Genomic DNA, 25007 nt, shown 5'->3' on the forward strand with positions numbered 1-25007 from the left:
CCTCGCGCCTGATCTCAGAGAGCGAGTCCCGTGAGCACGAGGACGCGCTCGTACGTGTAGTCGTCCATCGCGAACTTCACGCCTTCACGCCCGACCCCGGACTGCTTCACGCCGCCGTAGGGCATCTGGTCGGCGCGGTAGGACGGCACGTCACCGACCACGACGCCGCCCACTTCCAGCGCGCGGTGGGCGCGGAAGGCGGTCTGCAGGTCGTGGGTGAACACGCCTGCCTGCAGCCCGTACTTGGACTCGTTGACGGCGGCGAAGGCGGCCGCCTCCCCCTCCACCTTCTGCACGGTGAGCACGGGCCCGAAGACCTCCTCGCAGGAGAGGGTCACATCGGCCGGCACATCGGCCAGCACGGTCGGCGCGTACGAGGCACCGTCGCGCTTGCCGCCCGCGAGCAGTGTGGCGCCGGCGTTCACGGCCTCGTCGACCCATGTCTCGACGCGCCTGGCGGCGTCCTCGCTCACCAGCGGCCCGACGTCGGTTGCGTCGTCGGCCGGGTCGCCGGTGACCTGCGCCTCGACGGCGGCCACCACGCGGGGCAGCAGCCGGTCGTACACGGACGCGTCCGCGATCACCCGCTGCACGGAGATGCAGGACTGTCCGCCCTGGTAGTTGGAGAAGGTGGCGATCCGCGAGGCCGCCCGGTCGAGGTCCTCGTCGCTCGCCCAGTCGGCGAGGACGACGGCCGCGCCGTTGCCGCCCAGTTCGAGGGTGAGGTGCTTGCGCGGTACGGAGTCCATGATCGCGTAGCCGACCTTGTCGGACCCCGTGAACGAGATGACGGGCAGCCGCTCGTCCTGCACCAGGGCGGGCATCTTGTCGTTGGCGACGGGCAGCACGGACCAGGACCCGGCCGGCAGGTCGGTCTCGGCCAGCAGTTCGCCGATGAGCAGCCCGGAGAGGGGGGTCGCGGGAGCCGGCTTGAGGATGATCGGGGCACCGGCCGCGATCGCGGGGGCGATCTTGTGGGCGCAGAGGTTCAGCGGGAAGTTGAAGGGCGCGATGCCGAGGACGACGCCCTTCGGGAAGCGGCGGGTGAGGGCGAGGCGTCCCTGGCCGCCGGCGTCGGTGTCGAGCCGCTGGGCCTCGCCGCCGTTGAACCGACGGGCCTCCTCGGCCGCGAACCGGAACACGGACACGGCCCGGCCGACCTCGCCGCGGGCCCACTTGACCGGCTTGCCGTTCTCGGCGGAGATGAGCCGGGCGATCTCCTCGGTCCGCTCCGCCAGGCGGCGGCTCACGTGGTCGAGGGCGGCGGCGCGTACGTGGGCGGGGGTGGCTGCGAACTCGTCCCGTACTGCGTGTGCGGCGGCCACTGCCTCTTCGACCTGGGCGTCGGTCGGTACGGAGACCTTGCCGACGGGGTGGCCGTCCCACGGGGAGGTGACGTCGAAGGTGGACTCGCCTGTGGCCTGGCGGCCGGCGAGCCAGAAGGCGTGGGTGTCGGTCATGTGCGAGTCCGGGCCCTTCCGCGATCGGGGGTGTTCTTGGTCTTTCCCGACCACGGTAGGCCCGCGGTGCCCTGGCGGCGCCTGTCCGAGTCGTAGCACTCCCCCGCCGGGGTGCGCCGCTTTGGCCTAGTCGCCTGAGGGTGTGTGGTCGGGTGCGGGTCCGGCTGTGGCTGGTCGCGCAGTTCCCCGCGCCCCTAAAGACCTGGGCGCGCGGGGAACTGCGCGGTCTTTTAGCCCCTCCGGCGTTTGAGGAGCGGGGGTTCGGGGGCCGACCCCCGAAAAGGGACGGGAATGGGTAGGGGCGGCGGGGGCGAAAAAAGGCCCTCCCTACTCCGCCGATGCCGTCGTCTTCAAAGCGAGCCACAGCTCCATCCGCACATCCGGATCGTCCAGAGACCGTCCGAGGATCTCCTCGACCCGCCGCATGCGGTACCGCAACGTATGCCGATGCACTCCAAGATCCGCCGCGGCCGCATCCCACTGCCCGTGCCGCGACAACCACGCCCGCAACGAGGCGACGAGATCCCCCCGCCCGGTGGCGTCGTGCTCGTACAGGGGCCTCAGAAGCCCGTCCGCGAACGCCCGCACCGCGTCGTCCGCGAGCAACGGCACCACAGACCCCGCGGCCAGATCCTCGTGCTCGACGAGCACCCGCCCCCGCCGCCGGGCGACGGACAGGGCCTGCTCGGCCTGCTTGTAGGCGGCCCCCGCGGCGATGGGCCCGGCGGGAGCCGAGATGCCGACGACCAGCTCGTCCTCGTCGCCCGCCTGCTCGCTGCCGCCGCGAGCACCCCCCACGGCCTCGGCGTACTGGGCGCAGGCGGCGACGACCGCACCCCGGTCCGCGGCGAGCACCACGAGCCGCTCCCCGTCGGGCACCACGAGCACGGCCTCGCCGGACCGGGCGGCGGCGGACTCCACGACCTCACCGAGCCCGCGCACGAGATCGCCGCCGGCCTCGGCAAGAACGGCGGCGGCCTCGGCGCTGACCGCGGTCCCGCCACCATCCGCGTCCGCGTCCCCGGCCCGAGCACGGGCCCGCCCGGCGGAAGCCGACGCGGCCTCGGCCAGGATCATCCGGTAGGGCGCGTCCAGCAGCCCCCCGTACAGGTCCCCGGCGACCCCGCGCGCGTGATCCGGCTGCCCGGCGAGCAGCATCCGCAGCACGGCCGCGCCGATCCGCTGCTCGGCGGCGTACAGCGACCGGGACCGTTCCGTGGTCAGCGTCAGCAGGGCGATGGCCGAGTGCACGGCGTACCGCTCGGCCGTACCCAGCGCGGCCGCGGTCCCGACGGCGAGCGCGGCCCGGGCCCGCCGCCCCGTCCCGAGCGAGTGCAGCTCGACCCGGTCCTCGCCGCTCCCGTCCCCGCCGTCACTCTCACCGTCGCCCGCGCCGCCGACGACGGAACTCGCGGGCGCGGCCCGCTCCCTCAGCCGCTCCACGTCACCGGTGATGCGGGCGGCCCGCCGCCCGGCCCACTCGGGCGCGGTGGCGACGACGGCGCCGGACGCGTCGTACAGGGCGGCCCATCCGTCCACCTGCGAGGCGAGCGCGGTCAGCAGCCCCTCGGGCCCGTCGCTCAGCGCCTGCTTGGTCAGTTCCCGCTGCGCCGCGAAGCCTGCCGTCACCGCCCGGTACTGATCGGCGGCGATGGCGGCGGACACGGCCTTGCTGATGGCGAGGAACGGCGTCCGGCGGGGCACCTCCAGCAGGGGCAGCCCCTCGCCCTCCGCCGCGTCGACGAGCGCCTTGGGCGTCTCGTCATAGTGCACGCCGACGGCGAAGCCGAGCCCGGCCACCCCCGCCCCCACCAGCCGCTTCACATACCGCCGCATGGCGTCGGAGTCCTCCGCGTCCAGCTTGAGCGCGGTGATGAGGAGCAGTTCCCCGCCCTCCATGTACGGCACGGGGTCGGTGAGCTCACTGGCGTGCACCCAGCGGACGGGGGTGTCCAGACGTTCCCCGCCCGCGCGCACGGTGAGCTTGAGCGCCGAGTGATGGACGAGCGAGGCGAGCGTGGGGGGCATGAGGCCTTCAGGTCTTCGGGTCTTCACAGGTTCTTCGACGGTCGCGGACGATGTGATCTTTGCGATCCTTTGGCCGCAGCGTATGAACGACCTATGTCGATTCTGCCTCACCGTACGGTCGGCCCGTGACCATATGTCCGGACGTCCTGGTCGGCGCACCCGTCAAATGTCCCCCAGGAGCCCTCGGCTTCCCGCACCCGCCTCAGCTCCGCAGATCCACCAGCAGAGGAGGCGCGTGCTCCCCGCGCACGCTGGTGAGCGAGAGCACCGCGTGCCCCGGCGGCACCCCGTGCGCCAGCTCGGACGCGGACCACCGCTCACGCTCGACCTGCCGCACGGTCACGGCCCGGGCGGTGGGCGCGTTGCCGGTGATCACCCGCCGCAGCATGTGTACGGCCTTGCCGGCGGGCGTCTCGGCGATGATCTGCCGGTCGGTGACGTCCCGCGCCTCGGTCCACTCCTTGCCCCACACCTCGGCGAAGTCCTGCCCGTCCCACGGCGTGAGCCCGGACAGCGCCATCCGGCACCCGATCGCACCGAGCAGCGGCGACCGCAGCGGCCGGGGTACGTCGTCGAGCGTGCGCAGCGTCATCACGACCCCGGCGTTGGCGGACCGCAGCCGCTGAACGCCCCGTACCGCCTCGGGCGTGATGACCCCCGTGGCGTCGTCGAGCACAAGACAGGCGAACAGCGACCGGTCCTCCCGTACGGCGACGCTCGCGGCGAACTGGGCGAGCACGAGCCGCGCGAGCATCCGGGAGGCGTCGGCGTGCCCGCGCTCGGGCAGGTCGATCCGCACCCGCACGGGATGGTCGAGGGCGCGCAGGGAGAAGGGGCGGGACTGCCCGGACGTGTCGAAGAACCCGGCGAACGCGGGGCGGTCGAGCAACGCCACCCGATCGGCGAGCACACTCCCCAGATCTCCCGGATTCCCCAACTGCCGCTCGCGCGCGTCGAGTTCGCGCAGCAGCGACTCCTGGCCGCCCTCCGTGAGCGCCTTGCGCAGCGCGCCGAGCGGTCCGGGCGAGCCGTCGAGCAGTTGCCTCAGCTCGGGCACGGACGGGAAACGCCCATGCACCCCCCGGAACGGCCCGAGCAGTTGGGCCAGCACGGTGGTGGACCGCCTGCTGTCGGCCCCGGGATGCGGATCGGCGAGGTCCCCGACGAGCGCCTCGGCGAGCACGGCCGCCGCCTCGTCGGGGTCGGTGGTCCCGCCGTACAGATCGAGGTCGTACACGGACTCGGGATTGCCCACCCGCACCACGACGTCGTACGCGTCCACCGGCCCGAGCCCCGCCCCCGCGGCCCCGACGACGACCACGGCGGCCCGCCCCGCGAGCGCGTGCAGGCACAGCGACTCGGCGAGCGGCCAGACGACCCCGCCGGTCTTGCCGGACCCGGCCGGCCCGACGGCGAGCAGCGAGGTGCCCAGCAGGTCCGGTCCGAGCGCGAGACCGGTCCCTCGGTAGGAGTACGGGTTCCGCGGGTCGTCGGCGGTCGTGCCGAGGCGGACCTGCCCGGTGACGAGATCGTGCTTGGCGAGCCGACCCGGCAGATCCCGCTCCCCGGAAGGGTGCAGACAGGCGGCGGCTCCGTCCTGCAGAACGGCCCCGCTGAAGGTGGCGAGACTGTGCCGTCCGCTCCGCACGCCCTGCCAGGCCCGGGCGATCCTGGCCTGGTCGACATCGCGCATCCGTCCGGCCCGGGCCTCGGCACCGAGCCGTTCGGCGGCGTCGGCGGCTCCGGCGGCGCGGAGCTGGTTCCACTGGGCGGGGTCCTCCTCGGGCGCGGGCGGCCGCTCGCTGACGGGCGCGGCCCGGCGCCAGGCGGGCAGCCCGTAGCGTCGCCACACCTCGCTCCAGCGGCCGAGGCGCCCGACTCCGATCATGATCCCCATGGCGATCGCCACGTAGTAGGCGTAGACGACCACGACGGAACCGAAGCTGTGGGGCTCGGCCCAGGAGTCGGGGATCATCGCGTAGAGCGGCAGCAGCCACCATCCGCCGAGGTAGCCGTTCCACAGCAGCGACCAGATCAGCCATCCCACGAGGAACGCGATGAGCGCCCCGCCGATCAGCTGCCGGGCCGGGATCTGCTCGGGCTCCTCCTCCGGCCGCGGCAGGTGCCCGAAGCGCCACACGCCCGGCGCGGCCTCGGGCCGGGGGGTCCGCAGCCAGGTGAGAAAGGTGGACCCGTCAGGCGCCGGCGGCGTCCCGGGCGCCTGCGCGGGCCGTGGCGGCACCTGGGGCGGTCCCGCCGGCCGCGGCACACGATCGGCGTGCGTGCCCCGTGCGTCCTGCGTGCCGTCGCTGTCCATCGCCTCTGCCACCCCTGACCAGCCGCTCCGTACGTGGTTTGCGTGTCAATCTAACGCCCTCACAAGGGGAGTTCACCGCTTACCGGGCCGGGTACGCGGCGATACGGACACCCCGGACCCTCGTCGCTCCCCGCCCACGCTATGTCCATGGCGGACAACCGAATCTCCCGACACCGCCCAGATGGAGCATGCCCACCCCCCGTTCCCGGCTCTAGCCTGCGAAGAAGGAAGCCGGGCGTCCGAAGAACCTGTTCGCAGGCCGTCCGCACGCCCTTCCCGAAGACCTTCCCCAAGCCGTTCGCAAGACCCCTCAGGGAGCCCCTCATGAGCACACTTCCGCAGGAGCGCCGCGTCGTCACCGCCATTCCCGGTCCGAAGTCGCAGGAACTGCAGGCCCGCCGTCTCGCCGCGGTCGCGGCCGGAGTGGGGTCCGTGCTGCCCGTCTTCACCGCACGCGCGAGCGGCGGGATCATCGAGGACGTCGACGGGAACCGGCTGATCGACTTCGGCTCCGGCATCGCCGTGACGTCCGTCGGCGCGTCCGCCGAGGCCGTCGTACGCCGGGCCTCCGCCCAGCTCCAGGACTTCACCCACACCTGTTTCATGGTCACGCCGTACGAGGGTTACGTGGCCGTCGCCGAGGCGCTGGCCGAGCTGACCCCGGGTGACCACGCCAAGAAGAGCGCCCTCTTCAACTCCGGCGCCGAGGCCGTCGAGAACGCCGTCAAGATCGCGCGGGCGTACACCAAGCGGCAGGCCGTCGTCGTCTTCGACCACGGCTACCACGGGCGCACCAACCTCACGATGGCGCTGACCTCGAAGAACATGCCGTACAAGCACGGCTTCGGCCCGTTCGCCCCCGAGGTCTACCGCGTGCCGGTGGCGTACGGATACCGCTGGCCGACCGGTGCGGAGAACGCGGGCCCCGAGGCCGCCGCGCAGGCCATCGACCAGATCAGCAAGCAGGTCGGCGCGGAGAACGTGGCCGCGATCATCATCGAGCCGCTGCTCGGCGAGGGCGGATTCATCGAGCCCGCCAAGGGCTTCCTGCCGGCCCTCAGCAAGTTCGCCACCGACAACGGGATCGTGTTCGTCGCGGACGAGATCCAGTCAGGCTTCTGCCGTACGGGCCAGTGGTTCGCGTGCGAGGACGAGGGTGTCGTCCCGGACCTGATCACCACCGCCAAGGGCATCGCGGGCGGTCTGCCGCTCGCCGCCGTCACGGGCCGCGCCGAGATCATGGACGCCGCGCACGCGGGCGGACTGGGCGGCACCTACGGCGGCAACCCGGTGGCCTGCGCGGGCGCGCTCGGCTCGATCGAGACGATGAAGGAGCTCGACCTCAACGCGAAGGCGAAGAACATCGAGGCCCTCATGAAGGCCCGGCTGGGCGCCATGGCCGAGAAGTTCGACATCATCGGCGACGTCCGGGGCCGCGGCGCGATGATCGCCATCGAGCTGGTCAAGGACCGTACGACGAAGGAGCCGAACGCGGAGGCGACCGCCGCGCTCGCCAAGGCGTGCCACCAGGAGGGCCTGCTGGTCCTGACCTGTGGCACCTACGGAAACGTGCTGCGCTTCCTGCCGCCGCTGGTCATCGGCGAGGACCTGCTGAACGAGGGCCTCGACATCATCGAGCAGGCTTTTGCCCGCATCTGAGCGGAGTCTGTCTCATCGGTTCCGGTGTCGCGGCGGTGAGGAGCGGGGCGTGTGAAGAACGTGTGCGAGGTGCATGGCGGGACGCGAATCCACCTGTCGGAGGCCTCGGCCCTGACGTAGGTTCTACCCAGATGAGAGATACACCCCGGCCACAGGGGACTGTGGACGGTACCGGGACGGGGCCTCCCCAGCTTCGCCCTGGGCGTGCCTCGCGCACACAACCGGAGCTTCCGGCTTCGGGTCTCCTCACCGATCGGACAGTCGCCCGCCCCAAACCCCCCGGGGCGTGCGACAACCCGATCTGATCGGTTCCACCGAAGGGCTTGCACCTACCCCCCCTGGTGCAAGCCTTTCGGCGCGTTTGCGCGGCTTGTGTTGTGGTGTGGCTGCGGGATGGTGGGGGCTTGTCGCGCCCCGCGGCGGAGCCGCAAATGTCACAGCCCCGCGCCCCTTGTAGGGGCGCCTCCGTCACCCCGGGCGATCATGCCTGGCAGGGTGTGTGGCATGACCAGCGTTCCGGATCCGCACCAGTCGCAGCATGCGCCTGCCCATGTAGACGGTGAGCGGCGTGCCGTGGTGCGGCCTGTCTGGGTCCTCGTGCCGCTCCTTCTCCTCTTCGGCCTTCTCACCTGGCAGGCCGCCGTCGACGGCCCGGTCCGTCGGGCGGACGAGCGGCTGGCCGGGGAGGTCAGGGGAAGTCGGCTGCCGAGCGGTGCCGCGGAGTTCCTCGCGGATCTCGGCAATCTCGTGGTGGCCGTTCCGGTGCTGCTCGCCGTCATCGTGTACGTGTCCTGGCGGGCCCGGCGCGAGGGCCCGCCCCGCTGGTGGGTTCCGTCGCTCGCGGCACTGGTCGCCATGGCCGCCGTACCGGCATTGGTCGTGCCTCTGAAGGAAGCGGTCGGCCGGACCGGCCCACCCGGTATGGCCGGGGACGGCTACTACCCCTCGGGCCACACGGCCACGGCCGCCGTCGCGTACGGAGCGGCCGTCCTCCTCCTGCTCCCCTGGCTCAACAGCCGCTACCGCCGCCGCGAACTGGTCATCGGCTACCTGGTCCTGGTGGCGGCGGTCGGCTTCGGCCTGGTCCGCCGCGGCTACCACTGGCCACTGGATGTGGCGGGGAGCTGGTGTCTGAGCGCCATGCTGCTGCTGGGGCTCGCGATGGTCACGAGCCCCAGCAGCAGTAGCGACACGGCTCGTCAGCCGAAGTAGCCGTCGAAGTTCTTCGAGAACTCCCACCCCCGAACCGGTCCCAGTTGATCGACCACGTCATCAGGCCGCGGAGGGCGGGCCAGGTGCCGTGGGTCGTGCAGGAGCCGCAGTTCGTCTTCCTGGTGAGGCAGTCGAGGGCCTTGTTGGTCTCGGACGACGGGACGTGGCCGTTGCCCGCGTTCGGCGTTGCCGGCATGCCGATGGCGATCTGGTCGGGGCGCAGGGGCGGGAAGACGTTGTTGGCGTCGCCCGCGACCGGGAAGTCGGTCAGGAGCATGTCGGTCATGGCGATTTGACATCCTCTCCCTCTTAAAAGAGGGGGATTCCAACCCATACGGGCTGAGGTTCACGGGTGCTCGCACGGCTGGTGGCCGTTGTCACCCCTCCGGCACCGGCTGAGCGCCGGGGGCGGGGATCCCGCCCTGTCCTGCCGCGACGTTGATGCTGGCGTTGGTGTCCGCGTTGCAGGTGAAGCCTCAGGATTCGCACTCGAACTCGGCTTGGCTCTTGCGCGAGTTCTTGTCGATCCTCCCCCACTGCCTTAAGGGCGTGGGAGGTGCCCCCAGCAGGCGCTGCACCGCAGACTCGTGTAGGGGGCGGGTACATCTTCGACCCGGCCGGGGGCCCTTGTGCTCGGTGCGCCGCCTGAGCAGGCCCCAGCCCTGGGCGAGGATGCCCCGGTTCAGCCCCGCCTTCTGCGCCACGTTCTTGCCGGGCCGCTCCATGGTGCCCTTCGCGGAACGGGTCATGTTCGTGATGTGCAGCTTCTCGAACCGCACCAGGCCGTACGAGCGGGCGAGCATGGTGCTGGTCTTCTCGCACCAGTCCTTACGCCGGTTCACCTCGCGGGCCTTGAGCCTGGCGACCTTCGCGTACTCGGCCGTCTTCTGCTCGCTGCCCTTCGGGGCGCGGGCAGCCCGCCGCTCGTGCTTGCGGATCCGGGCGCGTTCCTTGACGGTGAGCTGCGGGCAGTTCAGTTTCCGCCCGTCCGACAGAGCGGCGGTGATGGTCACCCCCCGGTCGACGCCGACGACTTCGCCTGTGCCGGGCCCGGCCACCGGCTCGGGGATGACGGCGAACGCCACATGCCACTGCCTATTGCGGAAGGTCACCCGGAACGTCTTCGCGTCGGGCAGCTTCGCGCCCTTGCCCCGTGCGCTGAGACGGAACCGTACCCAGCCGCAGCCGGGCACCTTCACCTGAGCCCACCGCCGGTTCAGCTTCCGCACCACCACCGAGCGGCCCATGATCTGCTTGCCGGTCCTCGCGTTCAGCTTCGGGCTGCCGTCCGCCTCGTACTCGGGCACACGGTCGGTGCCGATGACGCGGAAGCCCTCGTGCCGGTACTTTCTGCGCCAGGTCGGCTCACCGAACCCGGAGGCGAAGCGGGCGTTCCTGGCCTGCGCGAAGTCCTTGAGTGCCTGCTGCTTGCACGTCGGCGTTCCCGTCACGCAGCCATGCGTTGTCACGCCGGGCCTCGGTGAGCTGATGGCACTGCTCGGCGAACCCGGGCGCGGACCTGCGGCCCGGCATCCAGCACGCGTGCTGCTCGACGGCGAGGTTCCACACATACCGGGCGTGCGCGCAGTGCAGCAGCATCTGCTGTGCCTGTTCGCTCGTCGGGTACATCCGAAACCGTGCCATGCCGAGAACCTGGATCACACCTTCCCCGACCGCGCACACCATCGATCACTCACCCGTGCGAGTGACCACGCCCAGCCGACCACCGGCCACGACCACCGGCCCCAGAACCCTCAACTCCCCGCCACCATCCGTTCGTGCCCCCCAGCACCATGGACGTGGAGCGTGCTCAATTTGGTCCAGACCAATCCTGTCGTCAAGGCCTCCGACAGCTATCCGCGGTCATCGGCTGCCGCGGTCATCGGTCAACGGCTATCGCAGTCATCGGTTGTCGCGGTCATCGGTCGCCAGACCCGCCGCCGCCTCGTGCATCGCCAGTTCCAGCAGCGTCGGATCGGTGAGCGTGCCGGAGCCGTCCGGCGGGACGAGCCAGCGGACCCCGCCGGTCGACCTCCCCGGATACGGCACCACGATCCACGTACCGTGCCCCGCCGTGCGCACCCCCGTGCCGAGCCACCGGGCCGCCGTGCCCGGGGGTACGAAGAACCCCATCCGGGCGTCACCGAAGTCGACGAGCACCGGGCCCGGTTGATCGAGCACCCGGGTCAGCACGTCGAGCGTCGGATAGCCGAGTTCGCCCGGCAGGATGAGTACGTCCCAGACCCTGCCCGCCTGCAGCAGCGCGACCCCCAGCGGGTTGCGCTCCCACTCCCAGCGGCAGGCCTCTGGATCCGGAGCGACGGATGCCAGCCACTCGACCGCCGTCTTGGCCCCTGTCATGGCGGAACCTCCCTTTTTCTCGTGTCGACGCTGGTCGCGTCACAGGAGAGAGGGAGGTTCGGGCCTGGCATTACGCGGGTTCTGACGACTTGTTGAGAGTGAAGCGGGTCACACGGTCTCAGCTGTCGAAGCCGAGCCCCAGCCGGTCCATCGTCTTCAGCCAGAGATTGCGGCGGCCGCCGTGCGCGTCCGCCCGTGCCAGGGACCACTTGGTGAGCGCGATCCCCGTCCACGCGAACGGTTCCGGCGGGAAGGGCAGCGGCTTCTTGCGGACCATCTCCAGCGACGTGCGTTCCGTGCGCTCCCCCGACAGCAGGTCGAGCATCACGTCCGCGCCGAAGCGGGTGGCGCCGACGCCGAGGCCCGTATATCCCGCCGCGTAGGCCACGCGGCCCTGGTGCGCCGTGCCGAAGAAGGCCGAGAAGCGGGAGCAGGTGTCGATCGCACCGCCCCACGCGTGGCTGAAGCGGACGCCCTCCAACTGCGGGAAGCAGGTGAAGAAGTGCCCGGCGAGCTTCGCGTACGTCTGAGGCCGGTCGTCGTACTCGGCGCGCACCCGGCCGCCGTACGGATAGACCGCGTCGTAGCCGCCCCACAGGATCCGGTTGTCGGCGGACAACCGGAAGTAGTGGAACTGGTTCGCCGAGTCCCCGAGGCCCTGCCGGTTCTTCCAGCCGATGGAGGCGAGCTGTTCGGCGGTGAGCGGCTCGGTCATCAGCGCGTAGTCGTAGACCGGGACGGTGTACGAGCGCACGCGCCTGACCAGGTTCGGGAAGATGTTCGTGCCGAGCGCGACCCGGCGGGCACGGACACTGCCGTACGGAGTGCGTACGGCCATCCCGGCGCCGTACGGCTTGAGAGTGAGCGCGGGCGTGTTCTCGTACACCCGGACACCCAGTTCGACGCAGGCGCGCCTGAGGCCCCAGGCGAGCTTGGCGGGGTGCAGCATGGCGACGCCGCGGCGGTCGTGCAGACCCGCGAGGAAAGTCGGTGAGTCGACTTGTTCCCGTACGGCCTCGGCGTCCAGGTACTCGACGCCGTTCGCCAGGCCGCGGCGCTCCAACTCCTCGTACCAGTCGCGGAGTTCGGACGCCTGATACGGCTCGGTGGCGACGTCGATCTCGCCGGTGCGCTCGAAGTCGCAGTCGAGGGAGTAGCGGGCGACGGTCGCCTCGATGCCGTCGAGGTTGCGGGCGCCCAGCTCCTGGAGCTTGTGGATCTCGTCGGGCCAGCGGGTCAGGCCGTTGGACAGGCCGTGGGTGAGGGAGGCGGCGCAGAATCCGCCGTTGCGGCCCGAGGCGGCCCAGCCCGCCTCGCGGCCCTCGACCAGGACGACCTCGCGCCCGGGGTCGCGCTCCTTGGCGAGGAGCGCGGTCCACAGCCCGCTGTAGCCGCCGCCGACGACGAGCAGGTCGCAGGTCTCGGCGGTGGTGAGGGCGGGCTCGGGGCGGGGCCTGCCGGGGTCGTCCAGCCAGTACGGGACCGGCTGGGCGTCCGAAAGCGACTTCGCCCAGTTCTTGTCACGGCTCATGGCGCTTGGGGCCATGATTTCAACTCCCTACGACTGCTGCTTTCTTGAAGTTCTTGATGTTTCTCGATGTTTCTCGAAGCGCTATGCCTTCTGGCGGTTTCGGCGGTTGCCGATGACCATTCCGGCCAGCACGAACAGTACGGCGACGATGAACATGGCCGTACCGATGACATTGATCTGAACGGGTGTTCCGCGCTGGGCCGAGCCCCAGACGAACATGGGGAAGGTGACGGTCGAACCCGCGTTGAAATTGGTGATGATGAAGTCGTCGAAGGAGAGCGCGAAGGCGAGCAGCGCCCCGGCGGCGATTCCGGGGGCGGCGATGGGCAGGGTGACGCGGACGAAGGTCTGCACGGGACCCGCGTACAGGTCCTGGGCGGCCTGCTCCAGCCGCGGGTCCATCGACATGACACGAGCCTTGACGGCGGTGACCACGAAGCTCAGACAGAACATGATGTGGGCGATCAGGATCGTCCAGAAGCCGAGCTGCGCGCCCAGGTTGAGGAAGAGCGTGAGCAGCGAGGCGGCCATCACGACCTCGGGCATCGCCATCGGCAGGAAGATCAGCGAGTTCACGGCGCCGCGCGCCCGGAAGCGGTAGCGGACGAGCGCGAAGGCGATCATCGTGCCGAGGACGGTCGCGCCGAGGGTCGCCCAGGCCGCGATCTGCAGGCTCAGCGAGAGCGAGCCGCACAGGTCCGCCACCCCGCAGGGATCGGTCCAGGCGTCCGTGGAGAACTGCTGCCATTCGTAGTTGAAGCGCCCCTTCGGATTGTTGAAGGAGAACACCGTGACGACGATGTTCGGCAGCAGCAGATAGCCGAGGGTCAGCAGACCCGCGATGACAACGAGACGGCGCTTCAGCCAGCGTACGAGGGCCATTTAAACCAGATCCTCCGTCCCGGACTTGCGAATGTAGAGCGTGACGATGGCGAGGATCCCGGCCATGAGAATGAACGAGAGCGCCGCGGCCGTCGGATAGTCGAGAATCCGCAGGAATTGGGTCTGGATGACGTTTCCGACCATGCGGGTGTCGGTGGAGCCGAGCAGATCGGCGTTCACGTAGTCGCCGCTCGCCGGAATGAACGTGAGCAGCGTCCCGGAGACGACACCGGGCATCGACAGCGGGAAGGTCACCTTGCGGAAGGTGGTGAAGGGCTTCGCGTACAGGTCGCCCGCCGCCTCGTGCAGCCGCCCGTCGATCCGCTCGAGCGAGGTGTAGAGCGGCAGGATCATGAACGGCAGGAAGTTGTACGTGAGACCGCAGACCACCGCGAGCGGTGTGGCCAGTACGCGGTCCCCGGCCGTGATCCCGAGCCAGCTGGTGACGTCCAGGACGTGCAGCGTGTTGAGGGCGCCGACGACCGGGCCGCCGTCCGCGAGGATCGTCTTCCAGGCGAGCGTACGGATCAGGAAGCTGGTGAAGAACGGCGCGATCACCAGGATCAGGATCAGGTTGCGCCAGCGGCCCGCGCGGAACGCGATCAGATACGCGAGCGGATAGCCGAGCAGCAGACACAGGATCGTGGCGGTGCCGGCGTACGCGATGGAGCGCAGGAACTGCGGCCAGTAGTCGGCCACTGCGTCCCAGTACGTCGCGAAGTGCCAGGTGACCTTGTAGCCCTCCTCCAGGGAGCCCGTCTGCACGGACGTGGAGGCCTGGTAGACCATCGGCAGCGCGAAGAAGACGAGCAGCCAGAGGATGCCGGGGAGCAGCAGCCAGTACGGGGTGAGGCGCCCTCTCTTCCGAGGCGGGCGCTCCTCGGGCGCGGGCGTGGGCGCCAGGGGTGGCGCGTCGGTGACGGTCGTCATCAGGCCGCCTCTTCCTCGACCGTTTCGATGCCGGCGTCGATGTCCTGAGCGGCGTCCAGGCCGAAAGTGTGGGCCGGGTTCCAGTGCAGGACGACCTCGGTGCCCGGCACCAGCCGGGAGTCGCGGTCTATGTTCTGGGCGTAGACCTCGAACTCCGGGCAGACCGGGCTGTCGATGACGTACTGCGTGGAGACGCCGATGAAGCTGGAGTCGGCGATCGTGCCGGTGATGCGGTTGCGGCCCGCCGGGATCTCGCCCGCGTCGTCGGCGTGCGTGAGCGAGATCTTCTCGGGGCGTACACCGACGAGGACCTTGCCACCGGTCGTCGTGGGCGCGGAACATCGCGCAGCGGGCAGCAGGAGCTTGCCGCCACCCGCCTTGAGAACGATCTCGTCGCCGCTCTTGGAGTCGACCTCGGCCTCGATGAGGTTCGAGGTGCCGAGGAAGTTGGCGACGAACGTGGTGTTCGGGTTCTCGTAGAGGTCGGCGGGCGAGCCGAGCTGTTCGACGCGGCCCGCGTTCATCACGGCGACCGTGTCGGCCATGGTCATGGCCTCCTCCTGGTCGTGCGTGACGTGCACGAAGGTGATGCCGACCTCGGTCTGGATGCGCTTGAGCTCCAGCTGCATCTGCCGGCGCAGCTTGAGGTCGAGGGCGCCGAGGGGCTCGTCGAGGAGGAGCACCTTGGGGGTGTTGATCAGCGCGCGGGGCCACGGCGACGCGCTGCTGCTGGCCGCCGGAGAGCTGGTGCGGCTTCTTACGGGCCTGCTCGCCGAGCTGGACCAGCTCCAGCATGTCCTCGACCTGCTTCTTCACCGACTTGATGCCGCGTCTGCGCAGACCGAAGGCGACGTTCTCGAAGATGTCGAGGTGCGGGAAGAGCGCGTACGACTGGAAGACGGTGTTCACCGGCCGCTTGTACGGCGGCAGGTTCGTCACGTCCTGGTCGCCGAGCCGGACCGAGCCGGAGGAAGGTTCCTCCAGACCGGCGATCATGCGCAGCGTGGTGGTCTTGCCGCAGCCCGAGGCGCCCAGGAGCGCGAAGAACGAGCCCTGGGGCACGGTCAGGTCGAGCGGGTGGACGGCGGTGAAGGAGCCGTAGGTCTTGCTGATTCCGGAGAGGCGGACGTCGCCGCCGGTGTCGTTCGTCATGGTGTGGTCCCTGGGTGTCGGGGTCGTCTGTGGTCCGGGGGCGGGACACGGAAGCCGTGCCGCACGGGCAGGTCCGCGGTGGAACCGGTGTCTGCCGCCCAGGGCGCCGGGCACCCGCCCGGGCTTGCCTGGACCACCGGATCCGCACCCGCCGGAGGCGTTACGCCCCTGTCAGCTTCGCGAACTTCTCTTCGTAGGCCGTCTCTTCCTTCGTGCTCAGCGAGCGGAAGGAGTGGGACTTGGCCGCCATGGCGGCGTCGGGAATGATCAGCGGGTTGTCGGCCGCCGACTCGTCGATCTTCGCCAGCTCGGCCTTCACGCCGTCGACGGGACAGACGTAGTTGATGTACGCGGCGAGCTGCGCGGCCGGACCGGGCTCGTAGTAGTAGTCGATGAGCCGCTCGGCGTTGGTCTTGTGCCGCGCCTTGTTGGGGACCAGCAGATTGTCCGTGGACGTCAGATAGCCGCTCTCCGGGATGACGAAGTCGACGTCCGGGCTGTCCGCCTTGAGCTGGACGACGTCACCGGCCCAGGCGACACAGGCCGCGAGGTCGCCCTTGGTGAGGTCGGAGGTGTAGTCGTTGCCGGTGAAGCGGCGGATCTGGCCCTTGTCGACGGCCTTCTGAAGGCGGGCGATCGCCGCGTCGAAGTCGTCGTCGGTGAACTTCGCCGGGTCCTTGCCCATGTCGAGCAGCGTCATGCCCATGCTGTCCCGCATCTCCGACAGCAGGCCTATGCGCCCCTTGAGCTTGGGGTTGTCGAGCATGTCCGAGAGGGACTTCACCTCCACGCCGTCCAGCGCCTTCTTGTTGTAGGCGATGACCGTGGAGATACCGGTCCAGGGGTACGAGTACGCCCTTCCCGGGTCCCAGTCCGGCGTACGGAACTGCTGGGAGAGGTTGGCGTACGCGTGCGGCAGGTTGGAGGCGTTGAGCTTCTGCACCCAGCCGAAGCGGATGAGCCGGGCGGCCAGCCAGTCGGTGACGCAGATCAGATCGCGTCCGGTGTCCTGGCCCGCCGCGAGCTGCGGCTTGAGCTTCCCGAAGAACTCGACGTTGTCGTTGATGTCCTCGGTGTACTTGACCTTGATGCCGGTGCGTCTGGTGAACTCGTCGAGCGTGGGGTGGTGCTTCTCGCTGTCGTCCACGTCCATGTACTCGGTCCAGTTGGAGAAGTTGATCTGCTTCTCCTTGGCCGAGTGGTCCTCGGACGAGACGCCCGCGGTGTTCTTCGCCGCGGGGATCCCGCAGGCGCTCAGCGTCCCGAGCCCGCCAAGGGCGAGCGCGCCGCCGGCGGACGCACGCATCAGCGAACGGCGGCTGAGGGAGGCCCTGCCGTTCCTGAGGCTGCGCCGCATGGCGGCCAGTTGGGCCGAGGACAGGCTGTCGGGCTCGTACTGCTCCATGCTCGTGGTGCCCTTTCGGGAGGGTGCGGCCTGGTCTTGGCCGGTGACGACTAGCGGTCCCCGAAGATCGTGCGGTGCCAGTCCTTCCTGGCCACCGCGGTGTTGTCGAACATGACGTGCTTGATCTGGGTGTACTCATCGAACGAGTACGAGGACATGTCCTTGCCGAAACCGGACGCCTTGTAGCCGCCGTGCGGCATCTCGCTGATGATCGGGATGTGGTCGTTGACCCACACACAGCCCGCCTTGATCTCGCGCGTGGCCCGGTTCGCGCGGTACACGTCACGGGTCCACGCGGAGGCGGCCAGGCCGTACGGGGTGTCGTTGGCGAGCCGGATGCCTTCGTCGTCGCTGTCGAAGGGCAGGACCACGAGAACGGGACCGAAGAGCTCGGACTGCACGATCTCGCTGTCCTGCGCGGCCTCCGCGACCAGGGTGGGCCGGTAGTACGCGCCGTGCTTGAGGTCCTGCGGGATCTCGCCGCCGGTGACCACGCGCGCGTAGGAGCGCGCCCGGTCGACGAATCCGGCGACGCGGTCACGCTGGGCGAACGAGATGAGCGGCCCGAGGTCGGTGTCCGGCGCGAACGGGTCGCCGAGCCGGACGGTCGCCATCAGGTCCGCGGTCCTGGAGACGAACTCTTCGTAGAGGGGCCTTTGCACGTACGCGCGCGTGGCGGCCGTGCAGTCCTGGCCCGTGTTGATGAGGGAGCCCGCCACCGCGCCGTGCACGGCGGCCTCCAGGTCCGCGTCGTCGAAGACCACGAAGGGTGCCTTGCCGCCGAGCTCCAGGTGAAGCCGCGTGACGGTGGCGGTGGCGATCTCGGCGACACGCTTGCCGACAGCGGTCGATCCGGTGAACGAAGTCATCGCGACGTCGGGGTGTCCGACGAGATGCTCGCCGGCGTCCTTGCCGGCCCCGGTGATGATGTTGACGACCCCGTCGGGAATGCCCGCCTGGGTAGCCGCCTCGGCGAACAGCAGCGAGGTGAGCGGGGTGAGCTCGGCGGGCTTCAGGACGATGGTGTTGCCCGCGGCGATCGCCGGGAGGACCTTCCAGGCGGCCATCTGGAGGGGGTAGTTCCAGGGCGCGATGGAGCCGACGACGCCGATGGGTTCACGGCGTACGTACGAGGTGTGGTCGCCGGAGTACTCACCGGCGGACTGGCCCTGCAGATGCCGGGCGGCACCCGCGAAGAAGGCGGTGTTGTCGATCGTGCCCGGGACGTCGAACTCCCGGGTCAGCTTGATCGGCTTGCCGCACTGCAGTGACTCCGCCTGCGCGAACTCCGCCGCGCGGTCGGCCAGCACGGCGGCGAAGCGGTGCATGGCGTCCGAGCGCTCGCCCGGGGTGGTGGTGGCCCAGCCCGGGAACGCCTCGTGGGCGGCGGCGACGGCCGCGTCCACGTCCACGGTGCTCGCCAGCTCGTACGTGTATACGTCGTCGCCGGTGGCCGGGTCGACGACCGCGTGGGTGCGGCCGGACGTGCCCTTCGTCAGCCGGCCCGCGATGTACTGCGCGCCTCCCTCGAAGCGGTCCTGTGCCTGGAAGCGATGGCCCGGATTGTGCATGTCGCTCTCCTCCGCCGTCCTCCCCTTGTACCGGGGGTCGGCGTAGCTCCAGCTCGATTTGAGTGCCGATCCTGACAGAGCAACAGCCCTCCAACAAGTGATTCCGTTGTTGCCTTTTGGTTACGCGACGGAATCTGTCGACCAGGTGTCGAGTTCGCTTGGAAAAGGAGGGACGGAGTGTCAGTGGTTCCTGCCAGACTCGCGTGCATGGGGAAGATCGATTCGCGGGACGCGCTGGTCAGCGCGGTCCGGTCGGGGGCAAAGGTCAAGTACCTCCACTTCTGGGGGCACCGGGCGCGGGCCGACGGGCAGGTGGGGGCGAGCTGTCTGAGTCAGTGGTGGCCGTCGCCGTTCACGGTGGACGGAGTGGAGTACCGGACGGCCGAGCACTGGATGATGGCGCGGAAAGCGCGGCTCTTCGGTGACGAGCGGGCCGAGCGGCTCGCTCTCGACGCGCCGAATCCCGCGCTCGCGAAGAAGGCCGGGCGGTTGGTGCGGGGGTTCGACGAGGCCGCCTGGGAGCGGGAGCGGTTCGGGATCATCGTGGAGGGGAGCGTTCGGAAGTTCGCCTCGGACGGCGAGCTTCGGTCGTTTCTGCTGGGCACGGGGGAGCGGGTCCTCGTTGAGGCCAGCCCCCTTGATCGGGTGTGGGGGATCGGGTTGGCGGCGGACGACGACCGCGCGTTCGACCCCGAACGGTGGAGGGGGCCGAACCTGCTGGGGTTCGCGTTGATGGAGGCGAGGGTTCGGTTGCGGTCAGTTTGAGGGCTGCGGGCCGGCGGGGGCTGGTCGCGCAGTTCCCCGCGCCCCTTGGCCCCAGGGGGCGTCAGGTCCGCCTGCTGAGTGCGGGTGATCTTGGGCTGAGCGCGCAGTTCCCCGCGCCCCTTGGCCCCAGGGGGCGTCGGGTTCGTTTGCCGGGTGCGGGTTGTCGTGGGTTGCTCGCGCAGTTCCCCGCCCCCTAAAAGCATGGGGCGCCCTAGGCTTTTAGGGGCGCGGGGAACTGCGCGACCAGCCCCCACCGGGCCCTCAGGTCAGCCAGAGACAGTCAGCGACGTGTTGAAGCCGTCGTCCACGGTTCCCGAGTCGCTGTCGGAGTCGTCGGGGACGATCAGGAACACCACCACGAAGGCGATGGCCAGGGCTATTCCGACGGCACCGCAGATGATCCCGGCCAGGGCCTGGCCGGGATTCGTGGCCTCGCCCCGGCGAGCCTTCCCGCGCCCGATCGCACCGAAGATCACCGCGAGGATCCCGCAGGCGAGTGCGACCGGCCACAGGCAGAAGCCGACCGCAGCGATGATGCCGAGCACGAGCCCGGCCGTGCCCAGCCCGTTGCTGGGCGCCATGGGCATCCCCGGCCAGCCGTAGCCGGGCCCCCCACCGGGGCCACCGTAGGCGGGATAGCCCGGGTAGCCGCCGTACCCGTACGGCATCTGCCCGGGGCCCTCGGGCGCGATGGGAGGCGGGGGGACGGAGGAGCCGGGAGTGGGGTGGAGGTGGGGTCCGGCCGGAGGCGCGTACGGGTGGGGCGCCCCGGCCGGAGGCGCGAACGGGTTGGCCCAGGGCGGAGGGCCTGAGGGGGTCGAGCCGGGCGGCACCGGAGTGGCCGGACCCGCACCCGGGCCGGGAGCCGCACCCGCACCCGCACCCGCACCCGGAACCTGCGGCGTCCCGCCCGGCAGCGACGTCACCGTCTGCTGGTCGTGCACCGAAGGCGGCGTCGGGCCGGACCCGTCTCCAGGGGCCGCGTCCACCGGTGGAGCCCAGGGGTTCGGCTCGGCGGACGGCTTGCTCAGCGGGACCTTCGCCGCGGGAGCCGCGTCCTCGGGGCGGGCCCCCGATTCGTCGCCGGCCGCCGCACCCGGCGTCTGCGCGTCGTCGGACATGCGCGGAGTCCCCTCTGTCGTACGTAGCGTCATGCTACGGCCCGGGCCTCCCCCGCACGGACCGCGTCCTACGATGATCCCTGAACCATCGATCAGCCGATCACCCGCGTCCGCCGGACACACGGCCGGGCGCCGTTCCCGGGGAGGAACCCTTGACCGACCACCACGACCTGCACGCCTTCATCGCCGGACTGCCCAAGGCCGAACTCCACGTCCACCACGTCGGCTCAGCCTCCCCCCGTATCGTCTCCGAACTGGCAGCCCGCCACCCCGACTCCAAGGTGCCGTCGGACCCCGAGGCCCTGGCCGACTTCTTCACCTTCACGGACTTCGCCCACTTCATCGACGTGTACCTGTCCGTCGTCGACCTGATCCGCACCCCCGAGGACGTACGCCTGCTGACGTACGAGGTGGCGCGTGACATGGCCCGCCAGCAGATCCGCTACGCCGAGCTGACGATCACGCCGTTCTCGTCGACCCGTCGCGGTATCGACGAGCGCGCCTTCATGGAGGCGATCGAGGACGCGCGCACGGCCGCCGAGGCCGACTTCGGGACCGTACTGCGGTGGTGCTTCGACATTCCGGGCGAGGCGGGACTCGAATCCGCCGAGGAGACGGTCCGGCTCGCCACCACCGACAAGCTCCGCCCGGAGGGCCTCGTCTCCTTCGGGCTCGGCGGGCCCGAGATCGGCGTGCCCCGGCCGCAGTTCAAGCCGTACTTCGACCGTGCGATCGCGGCCGGCCTGCACTCCGTACCGCACGCGGGTGAGACGACGGGACCGGAGACTATCTGGGACGCGCTGACCGATCTGCGCGCCGAGCGCATCGGGCACGGCACCAGCTCCGCCCGGGACCCGAAGCTCCTCGCGCACCTCGCCGAGCACAGGATCCCGCTGGAGGTCTGCCCCACCTCCAACATCGCCACCCGCGCGGTCCGCACCCTCGACGAGCACCCCATAAAGGAGTTCGTCCGGGCCGGAGTCGTCGTCACGATCAACTCCGACGACCCGCCGATGTTCGGCACCGACCTCAACAACGAGTACGCGGTGGCCGCCCGCCTCCTCGACCTGGATGAGCGGGGTCTCGCCGCGCTCGCCAAGAACGCCGTCGAGGTCTCCTTCCTCGAGGACGCCGGCAAGGCGAAGCTCACCGAGGAGATCGACACGTACACCTCTGCCTGGCTGGCTCCCTGAGCCAGCACAATGGGCCCATGCGTACCGTGACTGCCGTGGCCCATCGCGGCGACCCCTACCGCGTCCGCGAGAACACGATCGGCTCCCTGCGTTCCGCGCTCCAACGGGGCGCGGACGCGGTGGAGATCGACGTCCGGCTCACCCGCGACGGCGTGCCCGTGCTGCTGCACGACAGCACGCTGAAGCGGTTGTGGGAGCAGGACCGGCCGTTGGTGTCGCTCTCCTCGGACGAGGTGAGGGGCCTGACCTTCGGCGGTGTTCCCACGCTGGAGGAGGCCCTCAAGTCGACGGACGACGGCCGGTTCATGGTCGATCTGCCGGGTCCGGCGGACGCGCGTGCCGTCCGCCGGATCGTCGGCGTCATCCATGACCTCGGGGCCGAGGAGCGCGTGTACTACTGCGCGGGCGCCGACGTCATGCTCGCCGTCCGCGCCGCCGATCCCGCGGCGGAGATCGCCCTCACCTGGACGACCCTCGCGCCCCCGCGGCCCGCGCTGCTCGACGCGGTGCGGCCCCGGTGGCTCAACTACCGCTTCGGGCTTGCCAATCGCGACGTGATCGCCCGTACGCACCGCGACGGGTATCTGGTGTCGGTGTGGACGCCCGACACCCGCCGCTCCATGCGGCGCCTCCTCGACGCGGGTGTCGACTCGATCACCACGAACCGCATCGACACACTGTGCTCCCTGCGCAAGGGCCCAAAGGGCTAGAGCGCGGGCCGCGCGAACTCCAGTGGCGGGGCGATCGCCTGGGCGTCCGCCCCCTCGCCCACCCACAGCCCGATCAGCAGCGCCGCCGTCGCCTCCAGCAGCCCGGTCCGGTCCAGGCCGCCCGCGTTCAACGGCTCGCAGCCCAGGTCGCGTACGAGCCGGCGTACGACGGTCAGCGCGGCCTCGTCGTCGCCGCACAACGGGACCGCCAGCGGGCGGCCGTCGAAGACCGGCGGGGTCAGCCGCCAGACGTCCACGTGGCAGAGGTTGAAGGCCTTGACCACGGGCGCGGCCGGGGCGACGGAGGCGATCCGTTCGGCCGCCGCGGGCCCGCCCGCGGTGAGCAGGGCGAAGCCCGGGCCCACCGGGTTGGTGCAGTCGATCAGCACGCGCCCGCGGAGGACGTCCTCAAGACCGGCGACCACATCGACCACCGCCGTGTACGGCAGCGCCAGCAGCACCGCGTCCGTGCCGAACTCCGCCGCCTCCCTCAACCCGCCCGACCGGCTTCCCGCGAGCACCTCGTGTCCGGCCCGCCGCCACTGCGTGCCGAGCGCGTCCGCCATACCGCCCGTGCCGAGAATCCCTATCCGCATACGCCCCTGCCTCCGGTCCGTGGGTCGATCTCCCACGACAGTAGGAAGCCGTTCGGGCACCATTCGGTATGTGAGCACCGAACCGTTCTTCCTCGCAGACTGCCGCGCCAGGCTCGCCTTCGACCTGCTCTCCAACACCTGGAACGCCGTGGTCCTCTGGGCGCTGCGGCACGGGCCCCGGCGGCCGGGCGAACTGCGTGAACACATCGGCGGGATCAGCCAGAAGGTCCTGACGGAGACCCTTCGGCGGCTGGAGTTCAACGGTCTGGTCGTGCGGCGCGCGTACGCCGGGTCGCCGCCCCGGGTGGAGTACGAACTCACCGCACTGGGGCGGACGTTGCTCGACCCCATCGAGGCGTTCGGGGCGTGGGCCTTCGACCACGGCGACGAGGTGATGGCGGCCCAGGACCGGGCAACTAGCCCGTCACCCGCGACTTCTGACGGACCGTCGCCGCATCGGCCGGGGTCGAGCGCGTGACGTACTGGGGAATCGGTGCCGTGTCCTTTCCGGTGTCGCGGACCAGGCCGTAGCGGATGGCGCCCTGGGCGGGGCCGGTCATGACGTCCTTGGTCACGGCGTCCCGGTTCGACGGGAAGACGATCAGCCCGTAGTCGGCGCCCCGCTCGTTCTGGGTGAGGGTGACGGTGCCGTCGACGTAGAAGTACTCGTTCTGCCACATCTGCTGGGTGCCGGTCGGCAGGACGGTGTATCCGACACGTGGTCCGCCCATGCCGGAGGTGTAGCCGTCGGCGTTCTCCGCGAAGGTGTCGTCCATCCGGCGGCCGCCGCCCGAGGCCACGTGGAACAGCTTCCCCTTGAGGCCGGTCCAGGCCGGCATGACCAGGGCGCCGGGCCGCGACTTGGGGGAGATCTGCCAGCGCACCAGCACATAGCCCTGGCCGGTGAGCGTCACGCTGTCCCCGCGGTGCTGCATCACGGCCTTGGGTCCGCCGGTGCTGGTGAGCCCGGACTCGGGGCGGCGCGGCAGGTCCGCGGGCCGCGCGTTCGGGTCCGGGGCCCTGTCGAGGGCGTCGACGACCGTGCCGTACAGGTCCTTACGGGTTCTGCTGGGGGACGGTGACGGGCTGGGCGTCGCGGTGGGGCTCGGTGCCTTCGGGCGCGAAGTGCTCGCCGCCGTGGGCGGGGCGGCGGCCTTGGGCGGGGCCGAGTCCGGCTGGGTGACGACGTACGCGCCGCCCGCGACGATGGTCGCCCCGGCCGTCATGGCGACGGCGGGCTTGGTGAGCGCGGCGACGACCTTGGCGGACCAGCCGACCCCCGTGGCGGCGGTCGTCGCGGCGACCGCCGTCTTGCCGCCGAGGGCGAGCGAGAGCGTGAAGCCGACCGGGATCGGGACGAGCGCGAGCCCGACGAGCAGCCGTTCGGCCGGTACGACCGCCTCGCCGGGCGCGGCGCAGTGGCGGCAGCCGCGGATGTGCCGGGCCAGCCGTTTGCGCCACACCGAGTCGGGGCGGCCGTCCCAGCGGGCGGTCAGCTCACGCAGTTCGGGGCAGGACGAGTCGAGGGCCCGCACGATGCCGCGCGCGGCCTCCAGGCGGGCCTTCATCCGCTGGACACGTACGGCGGTGTGCTGGCGGCTGATGCCGACGGCCGCCGCCAGTTCGCGCCGGGTGAGTTCGCCCGCGACCTCCAGCCACCACAGGGACAGCAGTTGCCGGTCCTCGTCGTCGAGCCAGCGCACCGCCTCCGCGACCTCGCGCCGCTGGCCCTCCAACTGGAGCCGCAGCACGGTGAGTTCGGCGAAGTCGGTGGCTTCCTGGGCCGCGTCGTCGGCCAGTGACTCGGAGGTCCGGCGTCTGGCCCGGTCGCGTATCTGCCGCATGGCGATGGCGACCAGCCAGGAGCGGAAGCTGTCCGGGTCACGCAGGGTGCCGAGGTTGTCGACGGCCCGCAGCATGGTCTCCTGCACGACGTCGTCGACGTCCGCGTGACCGTTCAGCGCGCGGCCGACGATGTTGTAGACCAGCGGCAGCCAGCCCTCGACGAGTTCGTCGAGCGCGCGCCGGTCACCGGCCTGCGCCGCCGCGATCGTCGTACGCCACTGCCGCCCGTTCACGTACGTCCCTTCCACGTACGTCCCATTATTCACGTA

At 70.6% G+C, this 25007-nt stretch carries 19 protein-coding genes and 3 pseudogenes; 6 read left to right on the forward strand and 16 right to left on the reverse strand.

The genetic code is table 11. From position 1 onward, the window contains the following. Positions 1–14 precede the first annotated feature (14 nt). The 3 genes from QF035_RS16400 to QF035_RS16410 form a co-directional block, all read right to left on the reverse strand. A complete protein-coding gene (locus tag QF035_RS16400; RefSeq protein ID WP_307521082.1) occupies positions 15–1460 on the reverse strand; it encodes an aldehyde dehydrogenase family protein in 1446 nt (481 codons plus the stop codon). A gap of 327 nt (positions 1461–1787) precedes the next feature. Beyond that, complete coding sequence (locus QF035_RS16405; RefSeq protein ID WP_307521084.1) at positions 1788–3488, reverse strand: PucR family transcriptional regulator; 1701 nt, start codon at positions 3486–3488, stop codon at positions 1788–1790. A gap of 202 nt (positions 3489–3690) precedes the next feature. Continuing rightward, positions 3691–5805 (reverse strand): ATP-binding protein, encoded by a 2115-nt coding sequence (locus tag QF035_RS16410; protein WP_307531169.1) that lies wholly within the window; start codon positions 5803–5805, stop codon positions 3691–3693. A 324-nt stretch (positions 5806–6129) separates the two neighbouring features. Here QF035_RS16410 and gabT point away from each other — a divergent pair, with 324 nt between their 5' ends. Both gabT and QF035_RS16425 read left to right on the forward strand, forming a co-directional pair. Next, positions 6130–7464 carry a 4-aminobutyrate--2-oxoglutarate transaminase gene (gene gabT, locus QF035_RS16415; RefSeq protein ID WP_307521085.1) on the forward strand — a complete coding sequence of 445 codons (1335 nt, stop codon included), beginning with the start codon at positions 6130–6132 and terminating at the stop codon, positions 7462–7464. A gap of 504 nt (positions 7465–7968) precedes the next feature. Continuing rightward, positions 7969–8676, forward strand: a complete 708-nt coding sequence (locus QF035_RS16425) for a phosphatase PAP2 family protein (RefSeq protein ID WP_307521087.1) — start codon at positions 7969–7971, stop codon at positions 8674–8676. On the opposite strand, the pseudogene QF035_RS16430 reads toward QF035_RS16425, so the two are convergent. From QF035_RS16430 to QF035_RS16475, 10 genes and pseudogenes are all read right to left on the reverse strand, one after another. After that, positions 8664–8983, reverse strand: a pseudogene (locus QF035_RS16430) (chitinase); the annotation flags it as partial. The gene QF035_RS16425 and the pseudogene QF035_RS16430 sit on opposite strands and share 13 nt — an antisense overlap. Before the next feature lie 169 nt (positions 8984–9152). Beyond that, positions 9153–10127: an RNA-guided endonuclease InsQ/TnpB family protein gene (locus QF035_RS16435; RefSeq protein ID WP_307521088.1), complete on the reverse strand. Its 975-nt coding sequence runs from the start codon at positions 10125–10127 to the stop codon at positions 9153–9155. Then, positions 10042–10320 carry a helix-turn-helix domain-containing protein gene (locus tag QF035_RS16440; protein WP_307521089.1) on the reverse strand — a complete coding sequence of 93 codons (279 nt, stop codon included), beginning with the start codon at positions 10318–10320 and terminating at the stop codon, positions 10042–10044. The genes QF035_RS16435 and QF035_RS16440 overlap by 86 nt, the downstream gene beginning before the upstream one ends. Positions 10321–10578: 258 nt before the next feature. Beyond that, positions 10579–11037 (reverse strand): hypothetical protein, encoded by a 459-nt coding sequence (locus QF035_RS16445; RefSeq protein ID WP_307521090.1) that lies wholly within the window; start codon positions 11035–11037, stop codon positions 10579–10581. Positions 11038–11155: 118 nt separating this feature from the next. Then, positions 11156–12583 carry an NAD(P)/FAD-dependent oxidoreductase gene (locus tag QF035_RS16450; protein ID WP_307521091.1) on the reverse strand — a complete coding sequence of 476 codons (1428 nt, stop codon included), beginning with the start codon at positions 12581–12583 and terminating at the stop codon, positions 11156–11158. A gap of 66 nt (positions 12584–12649) precedes the next feature. After that, entirely contained in the window at positions 12650–13450 is an 801-nt protein-coding gene (locus QF035_RS16455; protein ID WP_055617187.1) for an ABC transporter permease, read from the reverse strand. After that, a complete protein-coding gene (locus tag QF035_RS16460; RefSeq protein ID WP_189845645.1) occupies positions 13451–14380 on the reverse strand; it encodes an ABC transporter permease in 930 nt (309 codons plus the stop codon). Further along, positions 14380–15532, reverse strand: a pseudogene (locus QF035_RS16465) (ABC transporter ATP-binding protein). Before QF035_RS16465 ends, QF035_RS16460 begins: the two are co-directional and overlap by 1 nt. Before the next feature lie 160 nt (positions 15533–15692). Then, the gene (locus tag QF035_RS16470; protein ID WP_307521093.1) at positions 15693–16937 is read right to left on the reverse strand and encodes a polyamine ABC transporter substrate-binding protein; all 1245 of its coding nucleotides are present in this window, start codon (positions 16935–16937) and stop codon (positions 15693–15695) included. 50 nt (positions 16938–16987) lie between these two features. Continuing rightward, positions 16988–18508: a gamma-aminobutyraldehyde dehydrogenase gene (locus tag QF035_RS16475; RefSeq protein ID WP_307521094.1), complete on the reverse strand. Its 1521-nt coding sequence runs from the start codon at positions 18506–18508 to the stop codon at positions 16988–16990. A gap of 207 nt (positions 18509–18715) precedes the next feature. Between QF035_RS16475 and QF035_RS16480 the strand changes: the two genes are divergently transcribed. Further along, positions 18716–19273 (forward strand): NADAR family protein, encoded by a 558-nt coding sequence (locus tag QF035_RS16480; protein ID WP_307521096.1) that lies wholly within the window; start codon positions 18716–18718, stop codon positions 19271–19273. Between the two features lie 266 nt (positions 19274–19539). Here QF035_RS16480 and QF035_RS16485 read toward each other — a convergent pair whose 3' ends face one another. Further along, on the reverse strand, positions 19540–20394 hold the full coding sequence (locus tag QF035_RS16485; RefSeq protein ID WP_307521097.1) for a DUF4190 domain-containing protein: 855 nt from the start codon (positions 20392–20394) through the stop codon (positions 19540–19542). Between the two features lie 99 nt (positions 20395–20493). On the opposite strand from QF035_RS16485, the pseudogene QF035_RS16490 reads away from it, so the two are divergent. Both QF035_RS16490 and QF035_RS16495 read left to right on the forward strand, forming a co-directional pair. After that, positions 20494–21587: pseudogene (locus QF035_RS16490) on the forward strand (adenosine deaminase). 17 nt (positions 21588–21604) lie between these two features. Beyond that, a complete protein-coding gene (locus tag QF035_RS16495) occupies positions 21605–22297 on the forward strand; it encodes a glycerophosphodiester phosphodiesterase (protein WP_307521099.1) in 693 nt (230 codons plus the stop codon). Here QF035_RS16495 and QF035_RS16500 read toward each other — a convergent pair. After that, positions 22294–22893 (reverse strand): NADPH-dependent F420 reductase, encoded by a 600-nt coding sequence (locus QF035_RS16500; protein WP_307521100.1) that lies wholly within the window; start codon positions 22891–22893, stop codon positions 22294–22296. The two genes, QF035_RS16495 and QF035_RS16500, sit on opposite strands and share 4 nt — an antisense overlap. A gap of 70 nt (positions 22894–22963) precedes the next feature. Here QF035_RS16500 and QF035_RS16505 point away from each other — a divergent pair, with 70 nt between their 5' ends. Further along, positions 22964–23371 carry a winged helix-turn-helix transcriptional regulator gene (locus QF035_RS16505; RefSeq protein ID WP_307521102.1) on the forward strand — a complete coding sequence of 136 codons (408 nt, stop codon included), beginning with the start codon at positions 22964–22966 and terminating at the stop codon, positions 23369–23371. On the opposite strand, the gene QF035_RS16510 is transcribed toward QF035_RS16505, so the two are convergent. Next, the gene (locus QF035_RS16510) at positions 23310–25004 is read right to left on the reverse strand and encodes an RNA polymerase sigma factor (RefSeq protein WP_373466665.1); all 1695 of its coding nucleotides are present in this window, start codon (positions 25002–25004) and stop codon (positions 23310–23312) included. The two genes, QF035_RS16505 and QF035_RS16510, sit on opposite strands and share 62 nt — an antisense overlap. Positions 25005–25007 lie beyond the last annotated feature (3 nt).

The sequence above is a fragment of the Streptomyces umbrinus genome, from assembly GCF_030817415.1.
GTDB classification, from domain to species: Bacteria; Actinomycetota; Actinomycetes; order Streptomycetales; family Streptomycetaceae; genus Streptomyces; species Streptomyces umbrinus_A.

Bases quoted from the DNA above. Each gene is read 5' to 3' on its own strand.
- QF035_RS16405 (WP_307521084.1), bottom strand. From the start codon at position 3,488: ATGCCCCCCACGCTCGCCTCGCTCGTCCATCACTCGGCGCTCAAGCTC.
- QF035_RS16400 (WP_307521082.1), bottom strand. From the start codon at position 1,460: ATGACCGACACCCACGCCTTCTGGCTCGCCGGCCGCCAGGCCACAGGC.
- QF035_RS16475 (WP_307521094.1), bottom strand. From the start codon at position 18,508: ATGCACAATCCGGGCCATCGCTTCCAGGCACAGGACCGCTTCGAGGGA.
- QF035_RS16480 (WP_307521096.1), top strand. From the start codon at position 18,716: ATGGGGAAGATCGATTCGCGGGACGCGCTGGTCAGCGCGGTCCGGTCG.
- QF035_RS16450 (WP_307521091.1), bottom strand. From the start codon at position 12,583: ATGGCCCCAAGCGCCATGAGCCGTGACAAGAACTGGGCGAAGTCGCTT.
- gabT (WP_307521085.1), top strand. From the start codon at position 6,130: ATGAGCACACTTCCGCAGGAGCGCCGCGTCGTCACCGCCATTCCCGGT.
- QF035_RS16425 (WP_307521087.1), top strand. From the start codon at position 7,969: ATGACCAGCGTTCCGGATCCGCACCAGTCGCAGCATGCGCCTGCCCAT.
- QF035_RS16495 (WP_307521099.1), top strand. From the start codon at position 21,605: ATGCGTACCGTGACTGCCGTGGCCCATCGCGGCGACCCCTACCGCGTC.
- QF035_RS16485 (WP_307521097.1), bottom strand. From the start codon at position 20,394: ATGTCCGACGACGCGCAGACGCCGGGTGCGGCGGCCGGCGACGAATCG.
- QF035_RS16470 (WP_307521093.1), bottom strand. From the start codon at position 16,937: ATGGAGCAGTACGAGCCCGACAGCCTGTCCTCGGCCCAACTGGCCGCC.
- QF035_RS16460 (WP_189845645.1), bottom strand. From the start codon at position 14,380: ATGACGACCGTCACCGACGCGCCACCCCTGGCGCCCACGCCCGCGCCC.
- QF035_RS16440 (WP_307521089.1), bottom strand. From the start codon at position 10,320: ATGGCACGGTTTCGGATGTACCCGACGAGCGAACAGGCACAGCAGATG.
- QF035_RS16445 (WP_307521090.1), bottom strand. From the start codon at position 11,037: ATGACAGGGGCCAAGACGGCGGTCGAGTGGCTGGCATCCGTCGCTCCG.
- QF035_RS16500 (WP_307521100.1), bottom strand. From the start codon at position 22,893: ATGCGGATAGGGATTCTCGGCACGGGCGGTATGGCGGACGCGCTCGGC.
- QF035_RS16455 (WP_055617187.1), bottom strand. From the start codon at position 13,450: ATGGCCCTCGTACGCTGGCTGAAGCGCCGTCTCGTTGTCATCGCGGGT.
- QF035_RS16410 (WP_307531169.1), bottom strand. From the start codon at position 5,805: ATGGACAGCGACGGCACGCAGGACGCACGGGGCACGCACGCCGATCGT.